Raw genomic sequence first — 19,802 nt, forward strand, 5'->3', positions numbered from 1 at the left:
CCGCCATGCAGACGATCAGCACCCAAGCCCCGCTGCGCTGGACCCGGCTGGCCGCGCCGGCGCGCTTTTACGCCTTCGCCGGTGCGGCCGCGCCCTGGTGCTGGGCGCTGGCGCTGCTGACCGGCCTGGCGGGCCTGTACATCGGCTTCTTCGTCGCGCCGACCGACTACCAGCAGGGCGAGTCCTACCGCATCATCTTCATCCATGTGCCGGCCGCCTGGATGTCGATGCTGATCTATCTGGTGCTGGCCTTCTGGGCCGCCTGCGGCTGGATGCTGAAGGCGCGCATGGCGGCCATGTATGCGCGCGCGCTGGCCCCGACCGGCGCGCTGTTCACCTTCATCGCGCTGTGGACCGGCGCGCTGTGGGGCCGGCCGACCTGGGGCACCTGGTGGGTCTGGGACGCGCGGCTGACCTCCGAGCTGATCCTGCTGCTGCTCTACCTGGGCTATATCGCGCTGACCGAGGCGATCGACGACGCGCGCCGCGCCGCCGATGCCGGCGCCCTGCTGGCGCTGATCGGGGTGGTCAACATCCCCATCATCTATTTCTCGGTGCGCTGGTGGAACACCTTGCACCAGGGCGCGACAATCAGTTTCAGCGCGGCGCCGAAGATGGCCGGCACGATGCTGACGGCGATGCTGCTGATGACCCTGAGCTTCTGGGCCTACAGCTTCGCCGTCGCCTTCACCCGGGCGCGCGCGATCGTGCTCGAGCAGGAAGGCGACAGCCATTGGGCGCAGGCGCTGCGCGGCGAGACGGGCAGGAGGTGATGACGCAATGAACTGGCGATCGCTGGACGACTTCCTCGCGATGGGCGGCTACGGCCTCTATGTCTGGGGCTCCTACGGCGTCACGCTGGCGGCCCTGGCGGTCGAGGCCTGGCGCGTGCGGCAGCGGCTGCGCACCGCCCGCGCGGGCCTGGCCGATTTCGAGGACGAGGAGGCGCCGCGATGACGCCGCGCCGGCGCCGCGCGCTGATCGTGCTGGCTGCGCTGGGCGCGCTGGGCGTCGCTAGCGCGCTGGTGCTGAACGCCTTCAACAGCAATCTGGTCTTCTTCTACACGCCCAGCCAGGTGGCCGCGCGCGAGGCGCCGGCCGGGCGCTCCTTCCGCATCGGCGGCCTGGTGCAGCAAGGCAGCCTGCAGCGCGAGGGCGTGACGGTGCGCTTCCTGGTCACCGATATGGCGCGCACGGTGCCGGTGCGCTACGAGGGCATCCTGCCGGATCTGTTCCGCGAGGGCCGCGGCGTCGTCGCCCAGGGCCAGCTCGGCAGCGACGGCGTGTTCGCCGCGCGCGAGGTGCTGGCCAAGCACGACGAGAACTACATGCCGCCCGAGGCGGCCGAGGCCTTGCGTCAGGCGGGCCGCGCGGGCAAGGAGGGAACGAAGCCATGATCCCCGAGCTCGGTCAGCTGCTGCTGCTGATGGCCCTGGCGGTCGCGCTGGCGCTGGGGGTGCTGCCGCTGGCCGGCGCGCAGCGCGGCCGCGCCGACTGGATGGCGCTGGGCCGGCCGCTGGCCCTGCTGCAGTTCCTGCTGCTGCTGGCCGCTCTCGCCTGCCTGGCGGCGTGCTTCGTCCGCTACGACTTCTCGGTGCTCTATGTCGCCGCGAACTCCAACCGGGCGCTGCCGCTGGCCTACCGGCTGGCCGCCGTCTGGGGCGGGCACGAGGGCTCGCTGCTGCTGTGGCTCTTGATGCTGGGCCTGTGGACCGTCGCCGTCGCCGCCTTCAGCCGCGGCCTGCCGCGGCCCTTCCTGGCGCGCATCCTGGCCGTGCTGGGCCTGGTCTCGGCCGGGCTGCTGCTGTTCACCATCCTGACCTCCAACCCCTTCGAGCGCCTGCTGCCGCCGGCCGCCGAAGGCCGCGACCTGAACCCGCTCTTGCAGGACCCGGGCATGGTGATCCACCCGCCGATGCTCTATATGGGCTATGTCGGCTTCGCGGTCGCCTTCGCCTTTGCGCTGGCGGCGCTGATCGGCGGCCAGCTCGACGCGGCCTGGGCGCGCTGGACCCGGCCCTGGACCGCGGCGGCCTGGATCTTCCTGACCTTCGGCATCGGCCTGGGCAGCTGGTGGGCCTATAACGAGCTGGGCTGGGGCGGCTGGTGGTTCTGGGATCCGGTCGAGAACGCCTCCTTCATGCCCTGGCTGGTCGGCACGGCGCTCTTGCATTCGCTGGCCGTCACCGAGAAGCGCGGCGCCTTCAAGGCCTGGACCGTGCTGCTGGCCATCCTGGCCTTCTCGCTGTCGCTCCTGGGTACCTTCCTGGTCCGCTCCGGCGTGCTGTCCTCGGTCCATGCCTTCGCGACGGACCCGCGCCGCGGCCTCTTCATCCTGCTGCTGCTGGTGCTGGTGATCGGCATCTCGCTGCTGCTCTATGCCTGGCGCGCGCCGCGCATCGGCCTGGGCCAGCGCTTCGGCGCGCTGTCGCGCGAGGCGATGCTGCTGACCAACAATATGCTGCTGGCTGCGGCGGCCGGCGCGGTGCTGCTGGGCACCTTGTACCCGCTGCTTCTGGACGCGCTGGGCGGCGGCAAGATCAGCGTCGGCCCGCCCTATTTCGACAGCGTCTTCGGCCTCTTGATGGCGCCGCTGCTGCTGCTGCTGGGCGCCGGCCCGCTGGCGCGCTGGAAGCAGGACGAGGCGCGCGCACTGTGGCGGCGGCTGCGCTGGGCGCCGCTGGCGGCACTGGCGGCGGCGCTGGCCACCGGCGCGCTGGCCGGCCGCATCGAGCTGCTGACGACGGCCGGCCTCTTCCTCGCCTACTGGATCGTCGCCGGCATCGCGGTCGACCTGCTGGCGCGGCTGCGCCATGGCGGCGCCGACAACTGGCTGGGCCGCGCCGCGCTGCTGCCGCGCGCGCTGATCGGCATGTGGATCGCGCACCTGGGCGTGGCCCTGTTCGCCTTTGGCGTCGCCATGGTCAAGACCTATGAGCACAGCCGCGACGTCGAGCTGGCCGTCGGCGCCAGCAGCGAGCTGGCCGGTTACCGCTTCGAGCTGCAGGGCCTGCGCGAGGTGCAGGGGCCCAACTACCAGGCGGTGCAGGCGCGCATCGCGCTGAGCCGCGAGGGCCGCCTCATCGCGATGCTGGCGCCGGAGAAGCGCCGCTACGGCGGCTCCGAGAACCCCATGACCGAGGCCGCGATCGACACCCGGCCGACGCGCGACGTCTATATCTCGCTGGGCGAGCCGCTGCCCAGCGGCGCCTGGATCCTGCGCCTGCAGATCAAGCCCTTCATCGGCTGGATCTGGGTCGGCTGCCTGGTCATGATGGCCGGTGGCGCGCTGGCCGCCAGCGACCGGCGCTACCGGCAGCGCCGCGCGCAGACGCAAGAGGCGGCCGGCGGCGCGCTGGGCGAGGGCGGCTCCGCATGAAGAGCCGCTTTCTGTGGCCGCTGGGCCTGTTCCTGCTGCTGGCCGGCTTCCTGGCCGCCGGTCTGCGGCTCGATCCGCGCGAGGTGCCCTCGCCGCTGATCGGCAAGCCGGCGCCCGCCTTCGCGGCGACGGCGCTGGCCGAGCCGGATCGGATGCTGCGCAGCGAGGACCTGCGGGGTCAGGTCTGGCTGCTCAATGTCTGGGCCTCCTGGTGCGGCGCCTGCCGCGACGAGCATCCGCTGCTGCTCGAGTTCGCGCGCAGCCAGCAGTTGCCGATCTACGGCCTGAACTACAAGGACCGGCGCGAGGCCGGCCTGGACTGGCTGCGCCAGCAGGGCGACCCCTACCGCGACTCGCTGTTCGACCCGGAGGGCCGCATCGGCATCGACTTCGGCGTCTATGGCGTGCCGGAGACCTTCGTCATCGATCGCGCCGGCCGCGTGCGCTACAAGCAGATCGGCCCGCTGACGCCGCAGCTGCTGCGCGAGAAGATCGAGCCCCTGCTGAAGGAGCTGCAGGGCCATGGATAAGGCGCAGCGCGAGGCACGGGTGATGGCGCTGGCGGCCGAGCTGCGCTGCCTGGTCTGCCAGAACCAGACCATCGCCGATTCGCAGGCCGGCCTGGCCGAGGACCTGCGCCGCCAGATCGGCGAGATGCTGGACCGCGGCATGAGCGAACGCGAGATCCTTGACTACATGACGCAGCGCTACGGCGACTTCGTGCTCTACCGCCCGCCGCTGAAGGCGACGACCGCCCTGCTGTGGGGCGGCCCGGCGCTGCTAGCGGGCGGCGCGCTGGCCGCGCTGGCGATCACCTTGCGGCGCCGCCAGCGCCTGGCCGACGAGGCCTTCGAGCCCGAGGACGAGGAGAACGCCGATGGCGAGCGAGATTGATGCCGGCGGCGCCGCGGCACGGCCGGGCCTCAAGCTGTGGCTGGGCGTGGGCGCCTTCGTCGCGCTGTTCGCGGCCGGCGGCTATGCCTGGCTCGGCAACCCGGCCGGGCTGGAAGTGCCGCCGCCGGAGCCGCAGCAGGCGGCGCTGGACGAGATGGTCGATCGCCTGGCCCAGCGCCTGGCGCGCCAGCCCGACGATGCCCAGGGCTGGGCGATGCTGGGCCGCTCCTACGCCGTGCTGGGCCGCTTCCCGGAGGCGGTGCAGGCCTACCGCCAGCTGATCGCGCTGCGGCCGCGTGATGCGCAGGCGCTGGCCGACTATGCCGACATGCTGGCCTCGGCCCATGGCGGCGAGCTGCAGGGCGAGCCGCTGCGTCTGGTCGAGCAGGCGCTGTCACTGGACCCGGACAACCAGAAGGCGCTGGCCTTGGCCGGCAGCGCAGCGCTGCGGCGCGGCGAGCCGGCCTTGGCGCGCCGGCATTGGCAGCGCGCGCTGGCCTTGTCCGAGCCGGGCAGCGAGCTGGCGCGCGAGTTCGAGGCGATGATCGCCGACACCGAAGCGGCCACGCAGGCGCAGGTCGCCAGCACCCGGCAGGAGCCGGCCGCCGCGAGCGGCGCGGTGATCGAGGGCCGCGTCACGCTGGCGCCGGCGCTGGCCGCGCAGGTGGCGCCCGGCGACACGCTGTTCATCTTCGCGCGCGCGGTGCAGGGGCCGCCGATGCCGCTGGCCATCCTGCGCAAGACCGCGCGCGAGCTGCCGCTGGACTTCCGCCTCGACGACAGCCTGGCGATGAGCCCGGCGGCCAAGCTCTCTGGCGCCGGCCAGGTGATCGTCGGCGCGCGCATCAGCAAGAGCGGCCAGGCGCTGCCGCAGCCGGGCGATCTGCAGGCGCTCAGCGCGCCGGTCGCCGTCGGCACGCGCGGCCTGCAGCTGCAGATCGCCGAGACCCTGCGCTGAGGCCCGCGTTCAGCGGCTCGGACCGCTGGCGGCCTCGGCCTCCGGCGCCGGGCCGACCTGCCCCGGCGTGTCGGTCGGCGCGCGGCCCGGCGGGATATGCGGCAGGTGGTGGGCGATGCCCTTGTGGCAGTCGATGCAGGTCTTTTCCTTGTTGGCCAGATAGGTGCTGTGCATGTTCTGCGCGCGCAGGCTCTGGCGGGTGAAGTCCATCGACTCGTACTGGTGGCAGTTGCGGCACTCGAGCGAGTCGTTGGCCTTCATCCGCGCCCATTCGTGCTGGGCCAGCTCGAGCCGCTTCTCGCGGAACTTGTCCTGCGTATCGATCGTGCCGAAGATCTTGCCCCAGACCTCCTTGGACGCCTGCATCTTGCGCGCGATCTTGTCGGTCCAGTCGTGCGGCACATGGCAGTTCGAGCACATCGCGCGCACGCCCGAGCGGTTGCTGTAGTGGATCGTCGTCTTCAGCTCGGCGAAGACGTTGTCGCGCATCTCGTGGCAGCCGGTGCAGAAGGCCTCGGTATTGGTCGCCTCCATCGCCGTGTTGAAGGCGCCCCAGAAGATGATGCCGCCGATGAAGCCGCCCAGGGTCAGAAAACCCAGGCTGAAATGAACGCTGGGCCGGCGGATGGTCCGCCAGTAGCGCTTCAGGAGTTCGACGATCATGCTCGGCTCCTCTTCCTTCTTCTTACTTCTTGGCCGTCGGGGCCGGCAGCGCGTCGGCGCCGCGGAAGCCATTGCCGACCAGTGCCGCCAGCGGCTCCTGCGCCACATGGCACTGCATGCAGAAATAGCGTCGCGTCGAGATCTGCGGCAGCACCTTGCCGCTGCGGTCGACGTAATGCGTCGGGCTGACCGGGATCGCCTGCGAGAACTCGGTCTTGCCGCGCGCGTGGCAGTCCAGGCATTTGTTGAAGTTGCGGTCGATCTGGTAGCCGTCCACGCGGTGCGGGATGACCGGCGGCTGCATATCGTAGTTGCGCTTGAGCCGCTGGTCGTCGTTGACCCAGTTGCGCAGCAGCGGCGGCTTGGTCGTGTCGGGAATCGCCACCGGCCCGCGCATCGGATCGCTGAGTACCGGCGGCGCCGAGGCCGCTTGCGGCTGCGCGCCGACCTGCGCCGCGGCGAGCATCAGCAGCGCGAACGGAGGCAGCAGCAGCTGGCGTAGACAGAGCTTCTTCATGGCGGCGACCTCAGACCTTGGTGATCTTGACGGCACATTTCTTGAAGTCCGTCTGCAGCGAGATGGGGTCGGTGGCATCCAGCGTGAGCTTGTTGATCAGCTGGCTGGCGTCGAACCAGGGCACGTAGACCAGGCCCGGCGGCGGCTTGTTGCGACCGCGCGTCTCGACGCGGGTGCGCATGCTGCCGCGCCGCGAGGCGATCTCGATCTCGACGCCGCGCCGCAGGCCCAGCGCCTTCGCGTCGTCCGGATGCATATAGCAGACGGCGTTGGGCACCGCGCGATAGAGCTCGGGCACGCGCCGCGTCATCGAGCCCGAATGCCAATGCTCGAGCACCCGGCCGGTCGAGAGCCAGAACGGGTATTCCTTGTCCGGCACCTCGGCCGGCGGCTCGTAGGGCAGGGCGAAGATGCGCGCCTTGTTGTCCGGGAAGCCATAGAACTGGAAGCCCGTGCCGGCCTTCACATAGGGGTCGCTGCCCTCGCGGTAGCGCCACAGCGTCTCCTTGCCGTTGACGACCGGCCAGCGCTGGCCGCGGACCTTGTGATAGCTGTCGAACGGGGCCAGGTCATGCCCGTGGCCGCGGCCGAAGATCGCGTATTCCTCGAACAGGCCCTTCTGCACATAGAAGCCGAAGGCCTTGGACTCGTCGTTGGCGTAGCCGGCCTCGATGTCGGAGAGCGGGAACTTGTCGACCTGGCCATTGCGGAACAGCACCTCGTACAGGGTCTTGCCCCTGTACTCGGGCTTCTTGGCCAAGAGCTCGGCCGGCCAGACCTCCTCGATCTTGAAGCGCTTGGAGAACTCCATCAGCTGCCACAGGTCCGAGCGCGCCTCGCCGGGGGCCGACACCAGCTGGTGCCAGAAATGGGTGCGGCGCTCGGCATTGCCGTAGGCGCCTTCCTTCTCGACCCACATCGCCGCCGGCAGCACCAGATCGGCCGCCAAGGTCGTCACCGTCGGATAGGCGTCGGAGACGACGATGAAGTTGGCCGGGTTGCGATAGCCGGGATAGCCCTCCTGCATCAGATTGGCCGCCGCCTGCATATTGTTGTTGACCATCACCCAGTAGGCATTGAGCTTGCCGTCCTTGAGCATGCGGTTCTGCAACACCGCGTGATAGCCGTTCTTGTCGGGGATCGTGCCCTCGGGCAGCTTCCAGATCTCCTCGGTATGGGCGCGGTGCTTGGGGTTGGTCACCACCATATCGGCCGGCAGCCGGTGCGAGAAGGTGCCGACCTCGCGCGCGGTGCCGCAGGCCGAGGGCTGGCCGGTCAGCGAGAAGGGACTGTTGCCGGGCGTCGAGATCTTGCCGGTCAGCAGATGGATGTTGTAGACCATGTTGTTGCACCAAACACCGCGCGTGTGCTGGTTGAAACCCATGGTCCAGAAGGACATCACCTTGGTCTTCGGGTCGGCATAGAGTTCGGCCAGCGCCTGCAGCCGGCTCTTCGGCACGCCGCTGAGCTTGTGCGTGTACTCGAGGTCGTAGGTCGAGACGAACTTGGCGAACTCGTCGAAGGTGCTGGCCTTGGCGCCGCCGGCGTCGCCGGCATTCTTTGCCGCCTTCTGCAGCGGATGCTCGGGGCGCAGGCCATAGCCGATGTCGGGATTGCCCACCCAGAAGGTCGTGTGTTTCTCGACGAAGTCCTTGTTGACCTTGCCGCTCGTGATGATGTGGTGGGCGATGTAGTTCAGGATCGCCAGATCGGTCTGCGGCGTGAAGGTCAGCTCGATATCGGCCAGCTCGTAGGAGCGCGTCTCGAAGGTCGACAGCACGGCCACCCGCACATGCGGCGCGGAGAGACGCCGGTCGGTGACGCGGGTCCACAGCACCGGATGCATCTCGGCCATGTTCGCGCCCCAGAGCACGAAGGCGTCGGCGGCCTCGATATCGTCATAGCAGCCCATCGGCTCGTCCATGCCGAAGCTGCGCATGAAGCCGGCCACGGCCGAGGCCATGCAGTGGCGCGCGTTCGGATCGATATTGTTTGTGCGGAAGCCCGCCTTCATCAGCTTGGACGCCGCATAGCCCTCCCAGACCGTCCATTGGCCCGAGCCGAACATGCCGACCGCCGTCGGGCCCTTGTCCTTGATCACGCGCTTGAACTGCTCGGCCATCACGTCGAAGGCCTTGTCCCAGGACACCGGCGTGAACTCGCCGTCCTTGGCGTATTGGCCATTCTTCATGCGCAAGAGCGGCGTCGTCAGCCGGTCCTCGCCGTACATGATCTTGGACAGGTAATAGCCCTTGACGCAGTTCAAGCCCTTGTTGACCTCGGCCTGCGGGTCGCCATGGGTGGCAACGACGCGGTTGTCCTTGACCGCGACATTGACGCCGCAACCGGTGCCGCAGAAGCGGCAGGGCGCCTTCGACCATTTGACCTGCGGATCGAGCGCGAGCGCCGCCTCGGCGGCCTGGCCCGGCAAGGGGATCCCGGCCGCGGCGCCGGCCGCGGCCGCGGCACTGCGCCGGATGAAGTCACGCCTGAGCATAGCCATCAGGCATCTCCTCGTTCATCGCGTCGAGGCTGTCGACGCATTGATAGACCAGCGCCGCCGACAGCACGCCCTCGGTGCGTTGGATCTCGGCGACGATGGCGCTCATCTGCTGCGCCGTGTCGGTCTCCAGCGTGACGACCAGCTTGCCGGCGGCCGAGCGGGCGTGCACCTCGGCGCCGGGAATGGCGGCGATCGCCTCGGCGACCCGCTCGATCCGCTTCGGCGTCGAATGCACGACCAGGCTGCTGATATGCAGTTCCGCAAGCATCGCTGCGCTCCTTGCCGGCTTCAGCTGCCCGGCGGGCCGGTGAAGATCTGCAGCATCCAGACCAGGAAGCCGTAGCCGGTCACGATGATGACGGCCAGGGCCGGCGCCATCACCACCGACAGGAACAGGAAGCTGCGCAGCTCCTCCGAGCGTCTTCTGCTGTCGTCACCGTCCACGGCCGTCTCCCAGCTGAGCTCCGCCAAGGGGCGCCGCTGAGCCGCGGCACCATCCGGCCACAGAATAGTGCAGCGACGGGGCCGCGTCCAGCCCTGTGCAAGACCCGACCCTTTTACTGGGTTGCCGCGGTCGGTCGCCTTACTTGGCGGCGGCGGCCTTGCGCTCGACGTTGAGCAGGGCGGCCTCGGCGAACACCGCACGCACCTGCATGCCGGTCTTCAGCTTGGTCAAGTCGATGTCTTCGGGCACCGCCAGGGTGACGCTGCGCTTGGCGCCGCGCAGGGTGACCATGCGGGTCTTGCGATCGAGCTTGTCGATCACGCCCAGCGCCTCGATCGTGCGGCCGGCGCCGACGCCCGGCATGCCGCCGGCGGCGGCCTTGCTGGCCGTCTGCGATTCCACCCGTTCGCGGATGCCGTTGTTGCTGCCGGCCGGCTCGATCTTGGTGGCCAGCGCGACGACGTAGCGGATCGTCAGCTCGTCGCCGACCTGCACCTGATCGAAGTTCTTCACGTCCGCCGGCACGTCCAGCGAGAACAGTTCCCCGCGCGGGCCCTGCAGCACGGCGCTGCGGTTGGCCTTGTCCAGCTCGATGATCTTGGCGCTGACGGCAATCTCGCCGCCGCGGGCGCGCACGCCGTCGGCGCTGACCGAGGCCGCGCCGACGGCAGCCCCCTGCGAAAAGGCCGCATGCGGCAGGGACAGGGCGGCGACGCAGGCCGAAGCAATGAGCAGACTACGCATAACGAGACTCTCCTGTGGAGTGAAGGAATCGCTGTATCCGTTGCCGACCGCGGCGTTGCCGTGGCGTGTTGGGGGCCAATATAACGGAATGCCGCTGCCCCCGATCCGGCGCAACAAGCATTCAGCGCTCGACAAACTCCAGCAGCGTCCGCGCTTCACCGTCCCCGAACACCTGCGCCCAGCCGCCGCGGGTGTCCATGTACTCGCGAATGCGATGGATCCTGCCCTCGCGCACCTCATAGACAAAGCAGTAGTCGTTCACATAGGACCGGCCATTCGGCAGCGTCGCGCAAAGGCGGTGTTCGACAAACACGATGGGGCCTTCCGCCACCATGCTGCGCAACTCGTTCTTCGCGGCCACGAAGAAGCGCGAAAAGTTGTGGGCCATGAACTGGACAATCTGCTGCTTTCCCAGCTGGTTCGAGCCATCCGGCGCACCGGCGTCTTCCGGCCTTCCCAGCCCGAAGGCGACCTGGGTGGCATTGCCCGCCGGCGCCGTCCAGACGACCTCATCGTCCAGCAGATCGGCGATCCGTGCCGGCTCGGCGGACCCGAATGCGCGGTAGAACGCAAGAACCGTCTCCTTTGGATTCATGGCGCTTCCCCGGATGATTGAGTGCCTGGCGATCCTAGGCCCGGCATTGAAACCCGCTCGCCGAAAGCGGACCTGTCCATCGGGCACCCGTGATTCGAGAGCGCTCGCCATTCGCAATCCCTTCGCCGGCGAGCCGCCGCCGCGATCGTTCCTTTTCTATGATCGCTCGATCCCCTTCCCGCTTTCGACGAACGCTGTAACGATGACGACCGACAACACCGCCAAGCGCCGCCTCGTGCTGCTCCTATTGATCCCGCTGGCCGATGACTTCAAGGCGCTGCTGCGCGAGCGCTTCGAATTGATCGATGCGCCCGACCCGGCCGCGCGCGCCGCGGCGATCGCCGGCCGCGGCGCCGAGATCGAGCTGGTGCTGACCAATGGCGCGACCGGCTTGCGCGCCGACGATATCGCCGCACTGCCGCGCCTGGGCCTGGCCGCGGCCCAGGGCGCCGGCTACGAGAACCTCGATATCGCGGCGGCCAAGGCGCGTGGCATCGCCGTCTGCAACGGCGCCGGCACCAACGACAGCTGCGTCGCCGACCACACGCTGGCCCTGCTGCTGGCCAGCGTGCGCGCGCTGCCGCAGCAGGAGAAGGCGCTGCGCGCCGGCATCTGGCGCGACGATCTGCCGCTGCGGCCCAGCGTCAACGGGCGGCGCCTGGGCATCTTCGGCATGGGCGCGATAGGCCGCAAGATCGCGCGCCGCGCCCAGGCCTTCGAGATGGAGATCGGCTATCACAACCGCCGCCCGCGCGAGGACGCGGCGGGCTGCCGCTACTTCGACAGCCTGGTCGCGCTGGCCGAATGGGCCGACTTCCTCGTCGTCGCCGCACCGGGCGGCCCCGCCACCCGCCATGCGGTCAATGCCGAGGTGCTGGCCGCCCTGGGCCCGCAGGGCCATCTGGTCAATATCGCGCGCGGCAGCCTGGTCGACACGGCGGCCCTGGCCGAGGCCCTGGCCGCCGGCCGCATCGCCGGCGCGGCGCTCGACGTCTACGAGAGCGAGCCCAAGCCGCCGGAGACCCTGCTCGGTTTCGACAATGTGATCCTGACCCCGCACATCGCCGGCTGGTCGCCGGAGTCGATCCGGGCGACGATCGATCTGTTCATCGCGAATGTGCAGGCCTGGGAGGCGGGGAGGCCGGTGCTGACGCCGTTGTGATGGGTTCTTCGGGCGGCACGGCGCTCAACGGTGGCATTGGGCTAGATAGCAAGAGCGTTTTCCGAACAGGCGCGAAGGCGGGCTTAGGCTGATCTCAGTCACTCGCGTCAACGACCCGAGTGGCTGTTGCCATCGTCACCGGTCATTCGCTGGTAACGACACGTATGAAGACTGTGCACCCGGGACAAGGCCTTCGACGCGGCGCGCTGACAAGACAGTCTTGAACGAAACCGGCCTGGTCGTCGCACCAGCTCGCGCTGCCGAGCCATTGCAGCCATGAAATAGGCCAACACTCGCCACAGCCTGCCGTCCTTTGCTGGCCCACGGGGCTCGCAATCACTTGACCTTGATGACGACCTTGCCCTTCGCGCGCCCGGACTCGACATAGGCCAGGGCTTCATTGGTGGATTCGAACGGGAACACCTTGTCGATGACGGGACGGATCGTGCCTTCTTCGATGAGACGGGCAATCTCGTGCAACTGGGCGCCGTTCGCCTTCATGAAAAGGAAGGCATAGCCCAGACCGCGACGGCGTGCTTTTCGCCTGACGCCTGCGCTCAGCATGCGCATGACCAGCCTCACGAACCCCGGTGCGTTGATCTGCGCCCCGAACTCGGGGTCCGGCGGCCCGGAGATTGAAATCAGCTTGCCGCCGCGCTTGAGCACCCGAAGCGACTTGTCCAGCGTCTTGCCGTCCTGGCTGTTCAGCACCAGATCGTAGCCGCGCAGGACCTCTTCAAAGTCCTGGGTCTTGTAGTCGACGACCACATCGGCGCCCAGGCTCTTCACGAGCGCAACATTGGCCGCGCTCGTTGTCGTCGCGACGCTCGCGCCCAGGTGCTTGGCCAGCTGTATGGCGAAGGTGCCCACGCCGCCGGAACCGGCCTGGATGAAGACCTTCTGCCCTTGCTGAAGCTGGGCTCTCTCGACGAGCGCCTGCCAGGCCGTCAAACCGACCAGCGGGATGGACGCGGCCTCTTCCATCGTGAGCCCTCTGGGTTTGAGCGCCAGCGACGATTCTTTGACGGGGACAAACTCCGCGAAGCTGCCGATCCGGAAGTCATCGACTCGCGCATAGACCTCATCGCCCAACTTGAACTTGCGCGCCCGCGGGCCCGCCTTGACGACGACGCCCGCCACATCGTGGCCCAGGATGAGGGGCAGCCTGTACGGCAGGATGAGCTTGAACTCGCCGTCCCTGAGCTTGAAGTCCAGCTGGTTCACACCGGCGGCGTGGACCTCGATCAGGACCTCGTCGTCGCGCATCTCAGGCACCGGCATGTCCGCCAGGCGCAAGGCGCTCTTTCTTTCATAGCGATCAGCGACAAATGCCTTCATGATCATTTCACCCCTCGTGCCGCGTCGAGCCGCAGGTCCTTGCGAATGCCGGCATCCACCAGACCGGCCGGCGCATACTTGCGCAGCAGCCGCAGGCGGCTCGCGAGCCCGCCGGCTGTGTAGCGGAGCTTCGGCTGGGTGGCGTTGGCAGCTTTCAGCACCACCTCGGCCACGACGTCGGGCAGGTCTGCCGTGGCCATCACCTCCTTCACGCGCTGGTTCACTGCGGTGCGAATCTCACGGTACTCCTCTAGCTTGGCGTCGGGCTCCAGGAGGTTCGCGTCGAACGGTGTCTTGGTGTAGGCGGGCTCGATGACCGAGACCCGGATGCCTCGCGTGCGCAGTTCATGGTCCAGCGATTCGGAATAGCCTTCGATGGCATGCTTGGTCGCGGCATAGAGGGCCCCGTAGGGCATGGGCAGGAAGCCCAGCACCGAGCCGATGTTGATGATGCGGCCCGAACCCTGCTGGCGCATGTGCGGCAACACCGCGCGCGTCATCCGGATGAGCCCGAAAAAGTTGGTGTCGAAGATGGACCGGGCCTGCTCCATCGAGCTTTCCTCGGCGCCGGCAGGGGCGACCCCGAAGCCGGCGTTGTTGACCAGCAGGTCGATGCGGCCTTCCAGTTGCAGCAGCCGCCCGACCGCCGCGTCAACCGATACGTCGCTGGTCACATCGAGCGGCAGCATCTCGAAGGCGCCGCCATTTGCCTCGGCGCCCCGTCGGCTCGTGCCATAGACCTGGTAGCCCGCCTTGGCGAGCAGCTCCGCGGTGGCCCGGCCGATGCCCGACGAGGCGCCGGTCACGAGGGCGATCTTGCGCTTCTTCATGGTCATGAATATCTCCGTCAGGGTTGCAGGTTCGGAAGCTCGGCGTCAGCCAAAGGCTTCAAACCAAAACTCACATGATGATCATCATGTGCAAATTCGAGCGGAATGCCCATGTTCTTCAACGGGCTCAGTGAGTGGGGGCCAGCAGATGCCTGAGCGCTGCTTCGCGCAGGCCGTCCGACAACCCAGGGTCGTCAACCGCACGCGCCAGGAGCAGGGCGCCGACCATCGTGGACAGCGTCACGAGCGCTCGTTCATGAGCGCCGGGCTGCCCCCAGTCGGGAGACTGCCGGGCGACAAGGTCGATCATTTCCTTGATGTGGCGAGTCGCCACGCGACGCACCTCGGGCGCCTGGCGCGAAGTTTCGGAGCCAAGGGCTGCCAGGGGGCATCCCTGCTCGACATTCTCGACATGCGCTTTGGAGAGGTAAGCGTCCAGCATGGCGGCCATGGCGGTTCCGGGGGGCTGCTTGGCCACGACATCAGCCGCCGCAGCTGCGGACTCCGCGCAGGCCTTAGTTGCCGCTTCGGCCAACATGGCCTCACGTGAGGCGAAGTGCGAGTAGAAGGCGCCATGCGTCAGGCCGGCTTCCTTCATGATGTCGGCGACGCCGGTGCCGTCGTAACCACTTCGACGAATGGCTCGGGCGGCCACGGACACGATGCGCTCGTGCGTGGCGTCTTTTGCAGCGGCTCTGGCATTCATCGTTGACTTTCGCATGATGATCATCATACGTAAACCCAACAACTTCGGCAAGCCAGGGCGGCTTAGGCAGAGGCTTGCAGGAATAAGTCAGACCGACATGGCCGGACAGGTCCGAATGGCAGCTTGTTGTTGAGTTGCGGACATTCGCGCGCTTGTGGCCAGCGGCTGCAAGCGCTGCAATTCAGACGACTGCGCCGCCCGCTAGACCTCAGCGCAACCCCGCGTTGATCTTCTCCAGCACCGCCGCCCCCGGGCACAGCTCCCGCTCGCCCAGCGCGTTCAGCGGCGTCGCCACCGTGTTCAGGCCCTGGTGCATATCGCGCGCCTGCGGGTCGACGTAGAGCAGGCCGGTGGCGATCTCGCCGGCGGCGGCGAGGGCCTGCACCTGGTTCATCGCGGCGATGCGGTCGGTCGGGTCGTAGTCGGACTTCATCCGGCGCAGCCGCATCAGCGTGCCGTCGGCCTGCGGCACGGTGATCACCGCCTCGTCGCCGATCGCCTGCTGCTCCGGCGCCAGATCGATGAAGTCGATGCGGTTGACCGCCTCGTTGTGCTCGCGCACATGGTCATAGCTGCGCGTGCTGCCGGCATGGTTGTTGAACGCGACGCAGGGGCTGATCACATCGATGAAGGCGGCGCCGCCATGGCGGATCGCGCCCTCGATCAGCGGTACCAGCTGGGCCTTGTCGCCGCTGAAGGAGCGCGCCACATAGCTCGCGCCCAGCTGCAGCGCCATGCCGACCAGATCGATGGCCGCGTCGGCATTGACAGCGCCCTTCTTGGCCACCGAGCCGCGGTCGGCCGTCGCGCTGAACTGGCCCTTGGTCAAGCCGTAGACGCCGTTGTTCTCGACGATATAGACCATGCGCACGCCGCGGCGCATCGCATGGGCGAACTGGCCCAGGCCGATCGAGGCGGAATCGCCGTCGCCGGACACGCCCAGGTAGAGCAGCTCGCGGTTGGCGAGATTGGCGCCGGTCAGCACGCTGGGCATGCGGCCGTGCACGGTGTTGAAGCCGTGGCTGGCACCGAGGAAGTAGTCGGGCGTCTTCGAACTGCAGCCGATGCCGCTGAGCTTGGCGACGCGGTGCGGCGCGATGTCCAGCTGCCAGCAGGCCTGCACGATGGCGGCCGAGATCGAGTCGTGGCCGCAGCCGGCGCACAGGGTCGAGACCTTGCCCTCGTAGTCGCGCCGCGTGTAGCCGACGGCGTTCTTCTGCAGCGAGGGATGGTGGAGTTTCGGTTTGGCGATATAGGTCATGGCGGCTACCTCGGGGCCGTGGCCAGTTTGTGCACAAGGCGGGTGATCGCCTGCGTGATGAAGCGCGCGGTGATCGGCGTGCCGTCGAAGTGCAGGATCTTGGTCAGCCGGGACGGCGCGATCTCCAGCTCGTTGATCAGCAGCGCGCGCATCTGCGCGTCGCGGTTCTGCTCGACGACGAAGACCTGCTCGTGCGCAGCGACGAAGTCCCGCACGCTGTCCGGGAACGGAAACGCGCGCAGGCGCAGGCCGTCCAGATGGATGCCGGCCTCGGCCAGCGCGGCCAGCGCCTCGTCCATGGCCGGCGCGGTCGAGCCGAAGTAGATGACGCCCAGCACCGTCTTGGCGGCGGCCTTCCTGAGCACCGGCTGCGGCACCAGGGTCGCGGCGGTGGCGAACTTCTTCAGCAGTCGCTCGACGTTGTAGGTGTAGTCCTTGCCGGCCTCGGAGTAGCGCGCGTATTCGTCGCGCGTGGTGCCGCGGGTGAAGTAGGCGCCGCGGCTGGGATGCGTGCCGGGCAGGGTGCGCCAGGGGATGCCGTCGCCGTCCACGTCCTTGTAGCGGCCGAAGTCGCGCCCGGCCTCCAGCTCCTCGGCGCTCATCAGCTTGCCGCGGTCATAAGTGCGGCCCTCGTCCCATTGCAGCGGTTCGCACAGGCGCTGGTTCATGCCGATGTCCAGATCGCTCAGCACGAAGACCGGCGTCTGCAGCCGGTCGGCCAGGTCCAGCGCGGCGGCCGCATGCTCGAAGCATTCCTTCGGGTCCTCGGGCAGCAGCAGCACATGCTTGGTGTCGCCATGCGAGGCATAGGCGCTGCTCAGCAGATCGGCCTGCTGCGTGCGCGTCGGCATGCCGGTCGAGGGCCCGCCGCGCTGCACGTCGATGATGGTCAGCGGGATCTCGGCGAAATAGGCCAGGCCCAGGAACTCGGTCATCAGCGAGACGCCGGGGCCGGACGTTGCCGTGAAGGCGCGCGCGCCGTTCCAGCCGGCGCCGGTGATCATGCCGATCGAGGCGATCTCGTCCTCGGCCTGCACGATCGCATAGCGCTGCTGCCCGGTCTCGGGGTCGACGCGGTACTTGGCGCAGTATTTCTGGAAGGCCTCGGCCACCGACGAGGATGGCGTGATCGGATACCAGGCGCAGACGGTGGCGCCGCCATAGACGCAGCCCAGCGCCGTCGCCGCATTGCCCTCCAGAAAGATGCGCTCGCCGATCAGGTCGGCGCGCCGCACCTTCAGGCCCAGCACCTCGCCCAGATGGTCGCGCGCGAAGCCGCGCCCGGCATGCAGCGCGCGCACATTTGAGTCGAGCAGCTTCTCCTTGCCGCGGTACTGCTCGGCAAACAGCTTCTCGATCACGCCGGCCTCGATCTCCATCAGCTGGGACAGCGCGCCCAGCACCATGATGTTCTTGAACAGCTGGCGCTGGCGCGAGTCCTCGTAGGTCGCATTGCAGATGGCCGTCACCGGCATGCCGATCACATGCACGCCCTCGCGGAACTCCGAGGGCGGCAAGGGCTTGCTGCTGTCGTAGAACAGATAGCCGCCCGGCTCGATCTCCGCCAGGTCCTGCTTCCAGGTCTGCGGGTTCATCGCCACCATCATGTCGACACCGCCGCGCCGGCCCAGCCAGCCGGCCTCGGACACGCGCACCTCGTACCAGGTGGGCAGGCCCTGGATATTGCTGGGGAAGATATTGCGCGGGCTGACCGGCACGCCCATGCGCAGGATGGCCTTGGCGAACAGCTCGTTGGCCGAGGCCGAGCCGCTGCCGTTGACATTGGCGAACTTGACGACGAAGTCGTTCGTGGCGTCGATGCGACTCATACCGTGGCCTTTCTTTCGGTCGGCATCACCACGCGCACCTGATGATCGCGGCAGCCGGGCCCGGCCTTGGTGGTCAGCAAGAGGAACTTCTGCATGTCCCAGGCGCCGGTGGGGCAGCGCTCGGCGCACAGGCCGCAGTGCAGGCAGACGTCCTCGTCCTTGACCATCACGCGTGCGGTCTTCAGCGGGCCCGACACGTACAGGTCCTGGCTCTCGTTCGGCGCCGGTGCCTTCAGCCGCTGGCGCAGATCGGCCTCCTCGCCGTTCTCGGTGAACGTGATGCAGTCCATCGGGCAGATGTCCACGCAGGCATCGCACTCGATGCAGAGTTTGTCGGTGAAGACCGTCTGCACATCGCAGTTCAGGCAGCGCTGCGCCTCCTTGAAGGCGGTGGCCGCGTCGAAGCCCAGCTCGACCTCGACCTTGATGCTGGCCAGCGCCTTCTCGGCCGCCGTCCACGGCACCTTGTGGCGCAGGTCGTTGACCGGGCCGTTGTCATAGCTCCACTCGTGGATGCCCATCTTCTGCGACAGCAAGTTCACATGCGGGGCCGGCCGCTTGGCAACCGGCTCGCGGTGCAGGAAGCGGTCGATCGACACCGCCGCCTCGTGGCCATGGGCGACGGCCCAGATGATGTTCTTCGGGCCGAAGGCGGCATCGCCACCGAAGAAGACCTCTGGCCGGCTCGACTGCAGGCTGACGGCGTCCAGCAGCGGCAGGCCGTTCTCGCCGAACTCGATGCTCGCATCGCGCTCGATCCAGGGGAAGGCGTTCTCCTGGCCGACGGCGATCAGCACCTCGTCGCAGGGGATCTCGATCTCGTCGTCCGGCGGTTCGCCGGGCCGCTCCCAAGAACCGCCGGGTCCCCCCGGGGGACCGCCCGCGTACTCGCGGGCGAGGGGCGCGGGTCCCACGCGCTTGAAGCGCATCGCGACGAGCTTGCCGTCTTCATGGACGAAGGCCAGCGGTACATGGAAGTCGAGGATGGGGATGCCCTCGTGCTGCGCGTCCTCCTTCTCCCAGGGCGAGGCCTTCATCTGCGCATAGCCGCTGCGCACGGCCACCGTCACCGATGTGGCGCCAAGGCGCCGCGCCGAGCGGCAGCAGTCCATCGCCGTGTTGCCGCCGCCCAGCACGATCACGCGTGGCTTGACGCTCGTCACATGGCCGAAGGAGACCGAGGCCAGCCAGTCGATGCCGATGTGGATGCTGTCTGCCGCCTCCTGGCGACCGGGCAGCGGCAGATCGCGGCCCCGCGGCGCGCCGCAGCCGACGAAGACGGCGTCCCAGCCCTCGGCCAGCAGGGCCTGCATCGACTCGACCCGCTGGCCGCTGCGGAACTCGACGCCGAGGCCGAGGATGTAGCCGCATTCCTCGTCGATGACCGATTCGGGCAGGCGAAAGCGCGGGATCTGCGTGCGGATGAAGCCGCCGGCCTTGGCCTCGCCGTCGAACACCGTCACCGCATAGCCCTGCGCCGCCAGATCGCGCGCCACCGTCAGCGAGGCCGGGCCGGCGCCGACGCAGGCCACGCGCTTGCCATTGCGCGGCAGCGGCTTGGGCAACTGCGCGCGCAACTCGTCGCTCTTGTGGTCGGCCGCCACGCGCTTGAGCCGGCAGATCGCCACCGCCTCCGGCTTTTCGGCATTGCGCTCCTCGACCCGCCCGCGCCGGCAGGCCGGTTCGCAGGGCCGGTCGCAGGTGCGGCCCAGCACGCCGGGAAAGACATTGGAAACCCAGTTGACCATATAGGCGTCGTCGTAACGACCCTGGGCGATCAGCCGGATGTACTCCGGCACGGGGGTGTGGGCCGGGCAGGCCCACTGACAGTCGACGACCTTGTGGAAATAGGCCGGGTCCGCGATATCGCTACGCTGCACTGGGGGATCCTCCTGTGCTCGACCGGGCGGGAACGGTTTGTTCCCGCCGCTGTCCGCATTCAGTCTACGCCGGGCACGGCGGCTGCGGGCAAGCGGGC

Annotated in this window: 21 protein-coding genes; 8 read left to right on the forward strand and 13 right to left on the reverse strand. The window is 68.4% G+C overall.

The window, feature by feature from the left end:
- The first annotated feature begins 5 nt into the window (after positions 1-5).
- The 7 genes from ccmC to QWJ38_RS02535 are packed head-to-tail and all read left to right on the forward strand — an operon-like array spanning position 6 to position 5,231.
- Positions 6-773, forward strand: coding sequence for a heme ABC transporter permease CcmC (gene ccmC / locus QWJ38_RS02505; protein WP_290357454.1), 768 nt, complete (start codon positions 6-8; stop codon positions 771-773).
- Positions 774-780: 7 nt separating this feature from the next.
- Positions 781-957, forward strand: coding sequence for a heme exporter protein CcmD (ccmD, locus tag QWJ38_RS02510; RefSeq protein WP_290357455.1), 177 nt, complete (start codon positions 781-783; stop codon positions 955-957).
- The gene (gene ccmE, locus QWJ38_RS02515) at positions 954-1,397 is read left to right on the forward strand and encodes a cytochrome c maturation protein CcmE (protein ID WP_290357456.1); all 444 of its coding nucleotides are present in this window, start codon (positions 954-956) and stop codon (positions 1,395-1,397) included. Before ccmD ends, ccmE begins: the two co-directional genes overlap by 4 nt.
- Entirely contained in the window at positions 1,394-3,379 is a 1,986-nt protein-coding gene (locus QWJ38_RS02520) for a heme lyase CcmF/NrfE family subunit (protein WP_290357457.1), read from the forward strand. Before ccmE ends, QWJ38_RS02520 begins: the two co-directional genes overlap by 4 nt.
- The gene (locus tag QWJ38_RS02525) at positions 3,376-3,909 is read left to right on the forward strand and encodes a DsbE family thiol:disulfide interchange protein (RefSeq protein ID WP_290357458.1); all 534 of its coding nucleotides are present in this window, start codon (positions 3,376-3,378) and stop codon (positions 3,907-3,909) included. The genes QWJ38_RS02520 and QWJ38_RS02525 overlap by 4 nt, the downstream gene beginning before the upstream one ends.
- Complete coding sequence (locus QWJ38_RS02530) at positions 3,902-4,273, forward strand: cytochrome c-type biogenesis protein (protein ID WP_290357459.1); 372 nt, start codon at positions 3,902-3,904, stop codon at positions 4,271-4,273. Before QWJ38_RS02525 ends, QWJ38_RS02530 begins: the two co-directional genes overlap by 8 nt.
- Positions 4,257-5,231, forward strand: coding sequence for a tetratricopeptide repeat protein (locus QWJ38_RS02535; RefSeq protein ID WP_290357460.1), 975 nt, complete (start codon positions 4,257-4,259; stop codon positions 5,229-5,231). Before QWJ38_RS02530 ends, QWJ38_RS02535 begins: the two co-directional genes overlap by 17 nt.
- Positions 5,232-5,240: 9 nt before the next feature.
- Here the strand turns inward: QWJ38_RS02535 and QWJ38_RS02540 are convergent, their stop codons facing one another.
- The 7 genes from QWJ38_RS02540 to QWJ38_RS02570 all read right to left on the reverse strand — a co-directional run bounded on the left by QWJ38_RS02540 (position 5,241) and on the right by QWJ38_RS02570 (position 10,698).
- The gene (locus QWJ38_RS02540; protein WP_434063932.1) at positions 5,241-5,894 is read right to left on the reverse strand and encodes a cytochrome c3 family protein; all 654 of its coding nucleotides are present in this window, start codon (positions 5,892-5,894) and stop codon (positions 5,241-5,243) included.
- A 22-nt stretch (positions 5,895-5,916) separates the two neighbouring features.
- Positions 5,917-6,360: a nitrate reductase cytochrome c-type subunit gene (locus QWJ38_RS02545; RefSeq protein WP_434063945.1), complete on the reverse strand. Its 444-nt coding sequence runs from the start codon at positions 6,358-6,360 to the stop codon at positions 5,917-5,919.
- A gap of 61 nt (positions 6,361-6,421) precedes the next feature.
- Entirely contained in the window at positions 6,422-8,914 is a 2,493-nt protein-coding gene (gene napA, locus QWJ38_RS02550) for a periplasmic nitrate reductase subunit alpha (protein WP_290357462.1), read from the reverse strand.
- A complete protein-coding gene (locus QWJ38_RS02555; protein ID WP_290357463.1) occupies positions 8,895-9,182 on the reverse strand; it encodes a chaperone NapD in 288 nt (95 codons plus the stop codon). The genes napA and QWJ38_RS02555 overlap by 20 nt, the downstream gene beginning before the upstream one ends.
- A gap of 20 nt (positions 9,183-9,202) precedes the next feature.
- A complete protein-coding gene (gene napE, locus QWJ38_RS02560) occupies positions 9,203-9,358 on the reverse strand; it encodes a periplasmic nitrate reductase, NapE protein (RefSeq protein WP_290357464.1) in 156 nt (51 codons plus the stop codon).
- 139 nt (positions 9,359-9,497) lie between these two features.
- Positions 9,498-10,103: a hypothetical protein gene (locus QWJ38_RS02565; protein ID WP_290357465.1), complete on the reverse strand. Its 606-nt coding sequence runs from the start codon at positions 10,101-10,103 to the stop codon at positions 9,498-9,500.
- 121 nt (positions 10,104-10,224) lie between these two features.
- Positions 10,225-10,698, reverse strand: a complete 474-nt coding sequence (locus QWJ38_RS02570) for a nuclear transport factor 2 family protein (RefSeq protein ID WP_290357466.1) — start codon at positions 10,696-10,698, stop codon at positions 10,225-10,227.
- Between the two features lie 202 nt (positions 10,699-10,900).
- Here QWJ38_RS02570 and QWJ38_RS02575 point away from each other — a divergent pair, with 202 nt between their 5' ends.
- Positions 10,901-11,860, forward strand: a complete 960-nt coding sequence (locus tag QWJ38_RS02575; RefSeq protein ID WP_290357467.1) for a 2-hydroxyacid dehydrogenase — start codon at positions 10,901-10,903, stop codon at positions 11,858-11,860.
- A 336-nt stretch (positions 11,861-12,196) separates the two neighbouring features.
- Here the strand turns inward: QWJ38_RS02575 and QWJ38_RS02580 are convergent, their stop codons facing one another.
- The 6 genes from QWJ38_RS02580 to QWJ38_RS02605 form a co-directional block, all read right to left on the reverse strand.
- Positions 12,197-13,198, reverse strand: coding sequence for an NADP-dependent oxidoreductase (locus tag QWJ38_RS02580; RefSeq protein ID WP_290358050.1), 1,002 nt, complete (start codon positions 13,196-13,198; stop codon positions 12,197-12,199).
- Positions 13,199-13,200: 2 nt separating this feature from the next.
- The gene (locus tag QWJ38_RS02585; RefSeq protein ID WP_434063946.1) at positions 13,201-14,028 is read right to left on the reverse strand and encodes an oxidoreductase; all 828 of its coding nucleotides are present in this window, start codon (positions 14,026-14,028) and stop codon (positions 13,201-13,203) included.
- A gap of 127 nt (positions 14,029-14,155) precedes the next feature.
- Positions 14,156-14,761, reverse strand: coding sequence for a TetR/AcrR family transcriptional regulator (locus QWJ38_RS02590; RefSeq protein ID WP_290357469.1), 606 nt, complete (start codon positions 14,759-14,761; stop codon positions 14,156-14,158).
- 181 nt (positions 14,762-14,942) lie between these two features.
- Positions 14,943-15,995, reverse strand: a complete 1,053-nt coding sequence (locus tag QWJ38_RS02595; RefSeq protein ID WP_290357470.1) for a 2-oxoacid:ferredoxin oxidoreductase subunit beta — start codon at positions 15,993-15,995, stop codon at positions 14,943-14,945.
- A gap of 5 nt (positions 15,996-16,000) precedes the next feature.
- Positions 16,001-17,824, reverse strand: a complete 1,824-nt coding sequence (locus tag QWJ38_RS02600) for a 2-oxoacid:acceptor oxidoreductase subunit alpha (RefSeq protein WP_290357471.1) — start codon at positions 17,822-17,824, stop codon at positions 16,001-16,003.
- Positions 17,821-19,704, reverse strand: a complete 1,884-nt coding sequence (locus tag QWJ38_RS02605) for an FAD-dependent oxidoreductase (protein ID WP_290357472.1) — start codon at positions 19,702-19,704, stop codon at positions 17,821-17,823. Before QWJ38_RS02605 ends, QWJ38_RS02600 begins: the two co-directional genes overlap by 4 nt.
- Between the last annotated feature and the right edge of the window lie 98 nt (positions 19,705-19,802).

The sequence above is a fragment of the Roseateles violae genome, assembly GCF_030410485.1.
Classification (GTDB): Bacteria; Pseudomonadota; Gammaproteobacteria; order Burkholderiales; family Burkholderiaceae_C; genus Roseateles_D; species Roseateles_D violae.

Excerpts from the sequence above, each read along its gene's own strand:
- ccmE (WP_290357456.1), top strand. The coding sequence starts at position 954 with ATGACGCCGCGCCGGCGCCGCGCGCTGATCGTGCTGGCTGCGCTGGGC.
- QWJ38_RS02540 (WP_434063932.1), bottom strand. The coding sequence starts at position 5,894 with ATGATCGTCGAACTCCTGAAGCGCTACTGGCGGACCATCCGCCGGCCC.
- napA (WP_290357462.1), bottom strand. The coding sequence starts at position 8,914 with ATGGCTATGCTCAGGCGTGACTTCATCCGGCGCAGTGCCGCGGCCGCG.
- ccmD (WP_290357455.1), top strand. The coding sequence starts at position 781 with ATGAACTGGCGATCGCTGGACGACTTCCTCGCGATGGGCGGCTACGGC.
- QWJ38_RS02595 (WP_290357470.1), bottom strand. The coding sequence starts at position 15,995 with ATGACCTATATCGCCAAACCGAAACTCCACCATCCCTCGCTGCAGAAG.
- QWJ38_RS02535 (WP_290357460.1), top strand. The coding sequence starts at position 4,257 with ATGGCGAGCGAGATTGATGCCGGCGGCGCCGCGGCACGGCCGGGCCTC.
- QWJ38_RS02585 (WP_434063946.1), bottom strand. The coding sequence starts at position 14,028 with ATGAAGAAGCGCAAGATCGCCCTCGTGACCGGCGCCTCGTCGGGCATC.
- QWJ38_RS02565 (WP_290357465.1), bottom strand. The coding sequence starts at position 10,103 with ATGCGTAGTCTGCTCATTGCTTCGGCCTGCGTCGCCGCCCTGTCCCTG.
- QWJ38_RS02555 (WP_290357463.1), bottom strand. The coding sequence starts at position 9,182 with ATGCTTGCGGAACTGCATATCAGCAGCCTGGTCGTGCATTCGACGCCG.
- QWJ38_RS02590 (WP_290357469.1), bottom strand. The coding sequence starts at position 14,761 with ATGATGATCATCATGCGAAAGTCAACGATGAATGCCAGAGCCGCTGCA.
- QWJ38_RS02530 (WP_290357459.1), top strand. The coding sequence starts at position 3,902 with ATGGATAAGGCGCAGCGCGAGGCACGGGTGATGGCGCTGGCGGCCGAG.
- QWJ38_RS02545 (WP_434063945.1), bottom strand. The coding sequence starts at position 6,360 with ATGCTCGCCGCGGCGCAGGTCGGCGCGCAGCCGCAAGCGGCCTCGGCG.
- QWJ38_RS02525 (WP_290357458.1), top strand. The coding sequence starts at position 3,376 with ATGAAGAGCCGCTTTCTGTGGCCGCTGGGCCTGTTCCTGCTGCTGGCC.
- ccmC (WP_290357454.1), top strand. The coding sequence starts at position 6 with ATGCAGACGATCAGCACCCAAGCCCCGCTGCGCTGGACCCGGCTGGCC.
- QWJ38_RS02600 (WP_290357471.1), bottom strand. The coding sequence starts at position 17,824 with ATGAGTCGCATCGACGCCACGAACGACTTCGTCGTCAAGTTCGCCAAT.
- QWJ38_RS02520 (WP_290357457.1), top strand. The coding sequence starts at position 1,394 with ATGATCCCCGAGCTCGGTCAGCTGCTGCTGCTGATGGCCCTGGCGGTC.
- QWJ38_RS02580 (WP_290358050.1), bottom strand. The coding sequence starts at position 13,198 with ATGAAGGCATTTGTCGCTGATCGCTATGAAAGAAAGAGCGCCTTGCGC.
- QWJ38_RS02570 (WP_290357466.1), bottom strand. The coding sequence starts at position 10,698 with ATGAATCCAAAGGAGACGGTTCTTGCGTTCTACCGCGCATTCGGGTCC.
- QWJ38_RS02575 (WP_290357467.1), top strand. The coding sequence starts at position 10,901 with ATGACGACCGACAACACCGCCAAGCGCCGCCTCGTGCTGCTCCTATTG.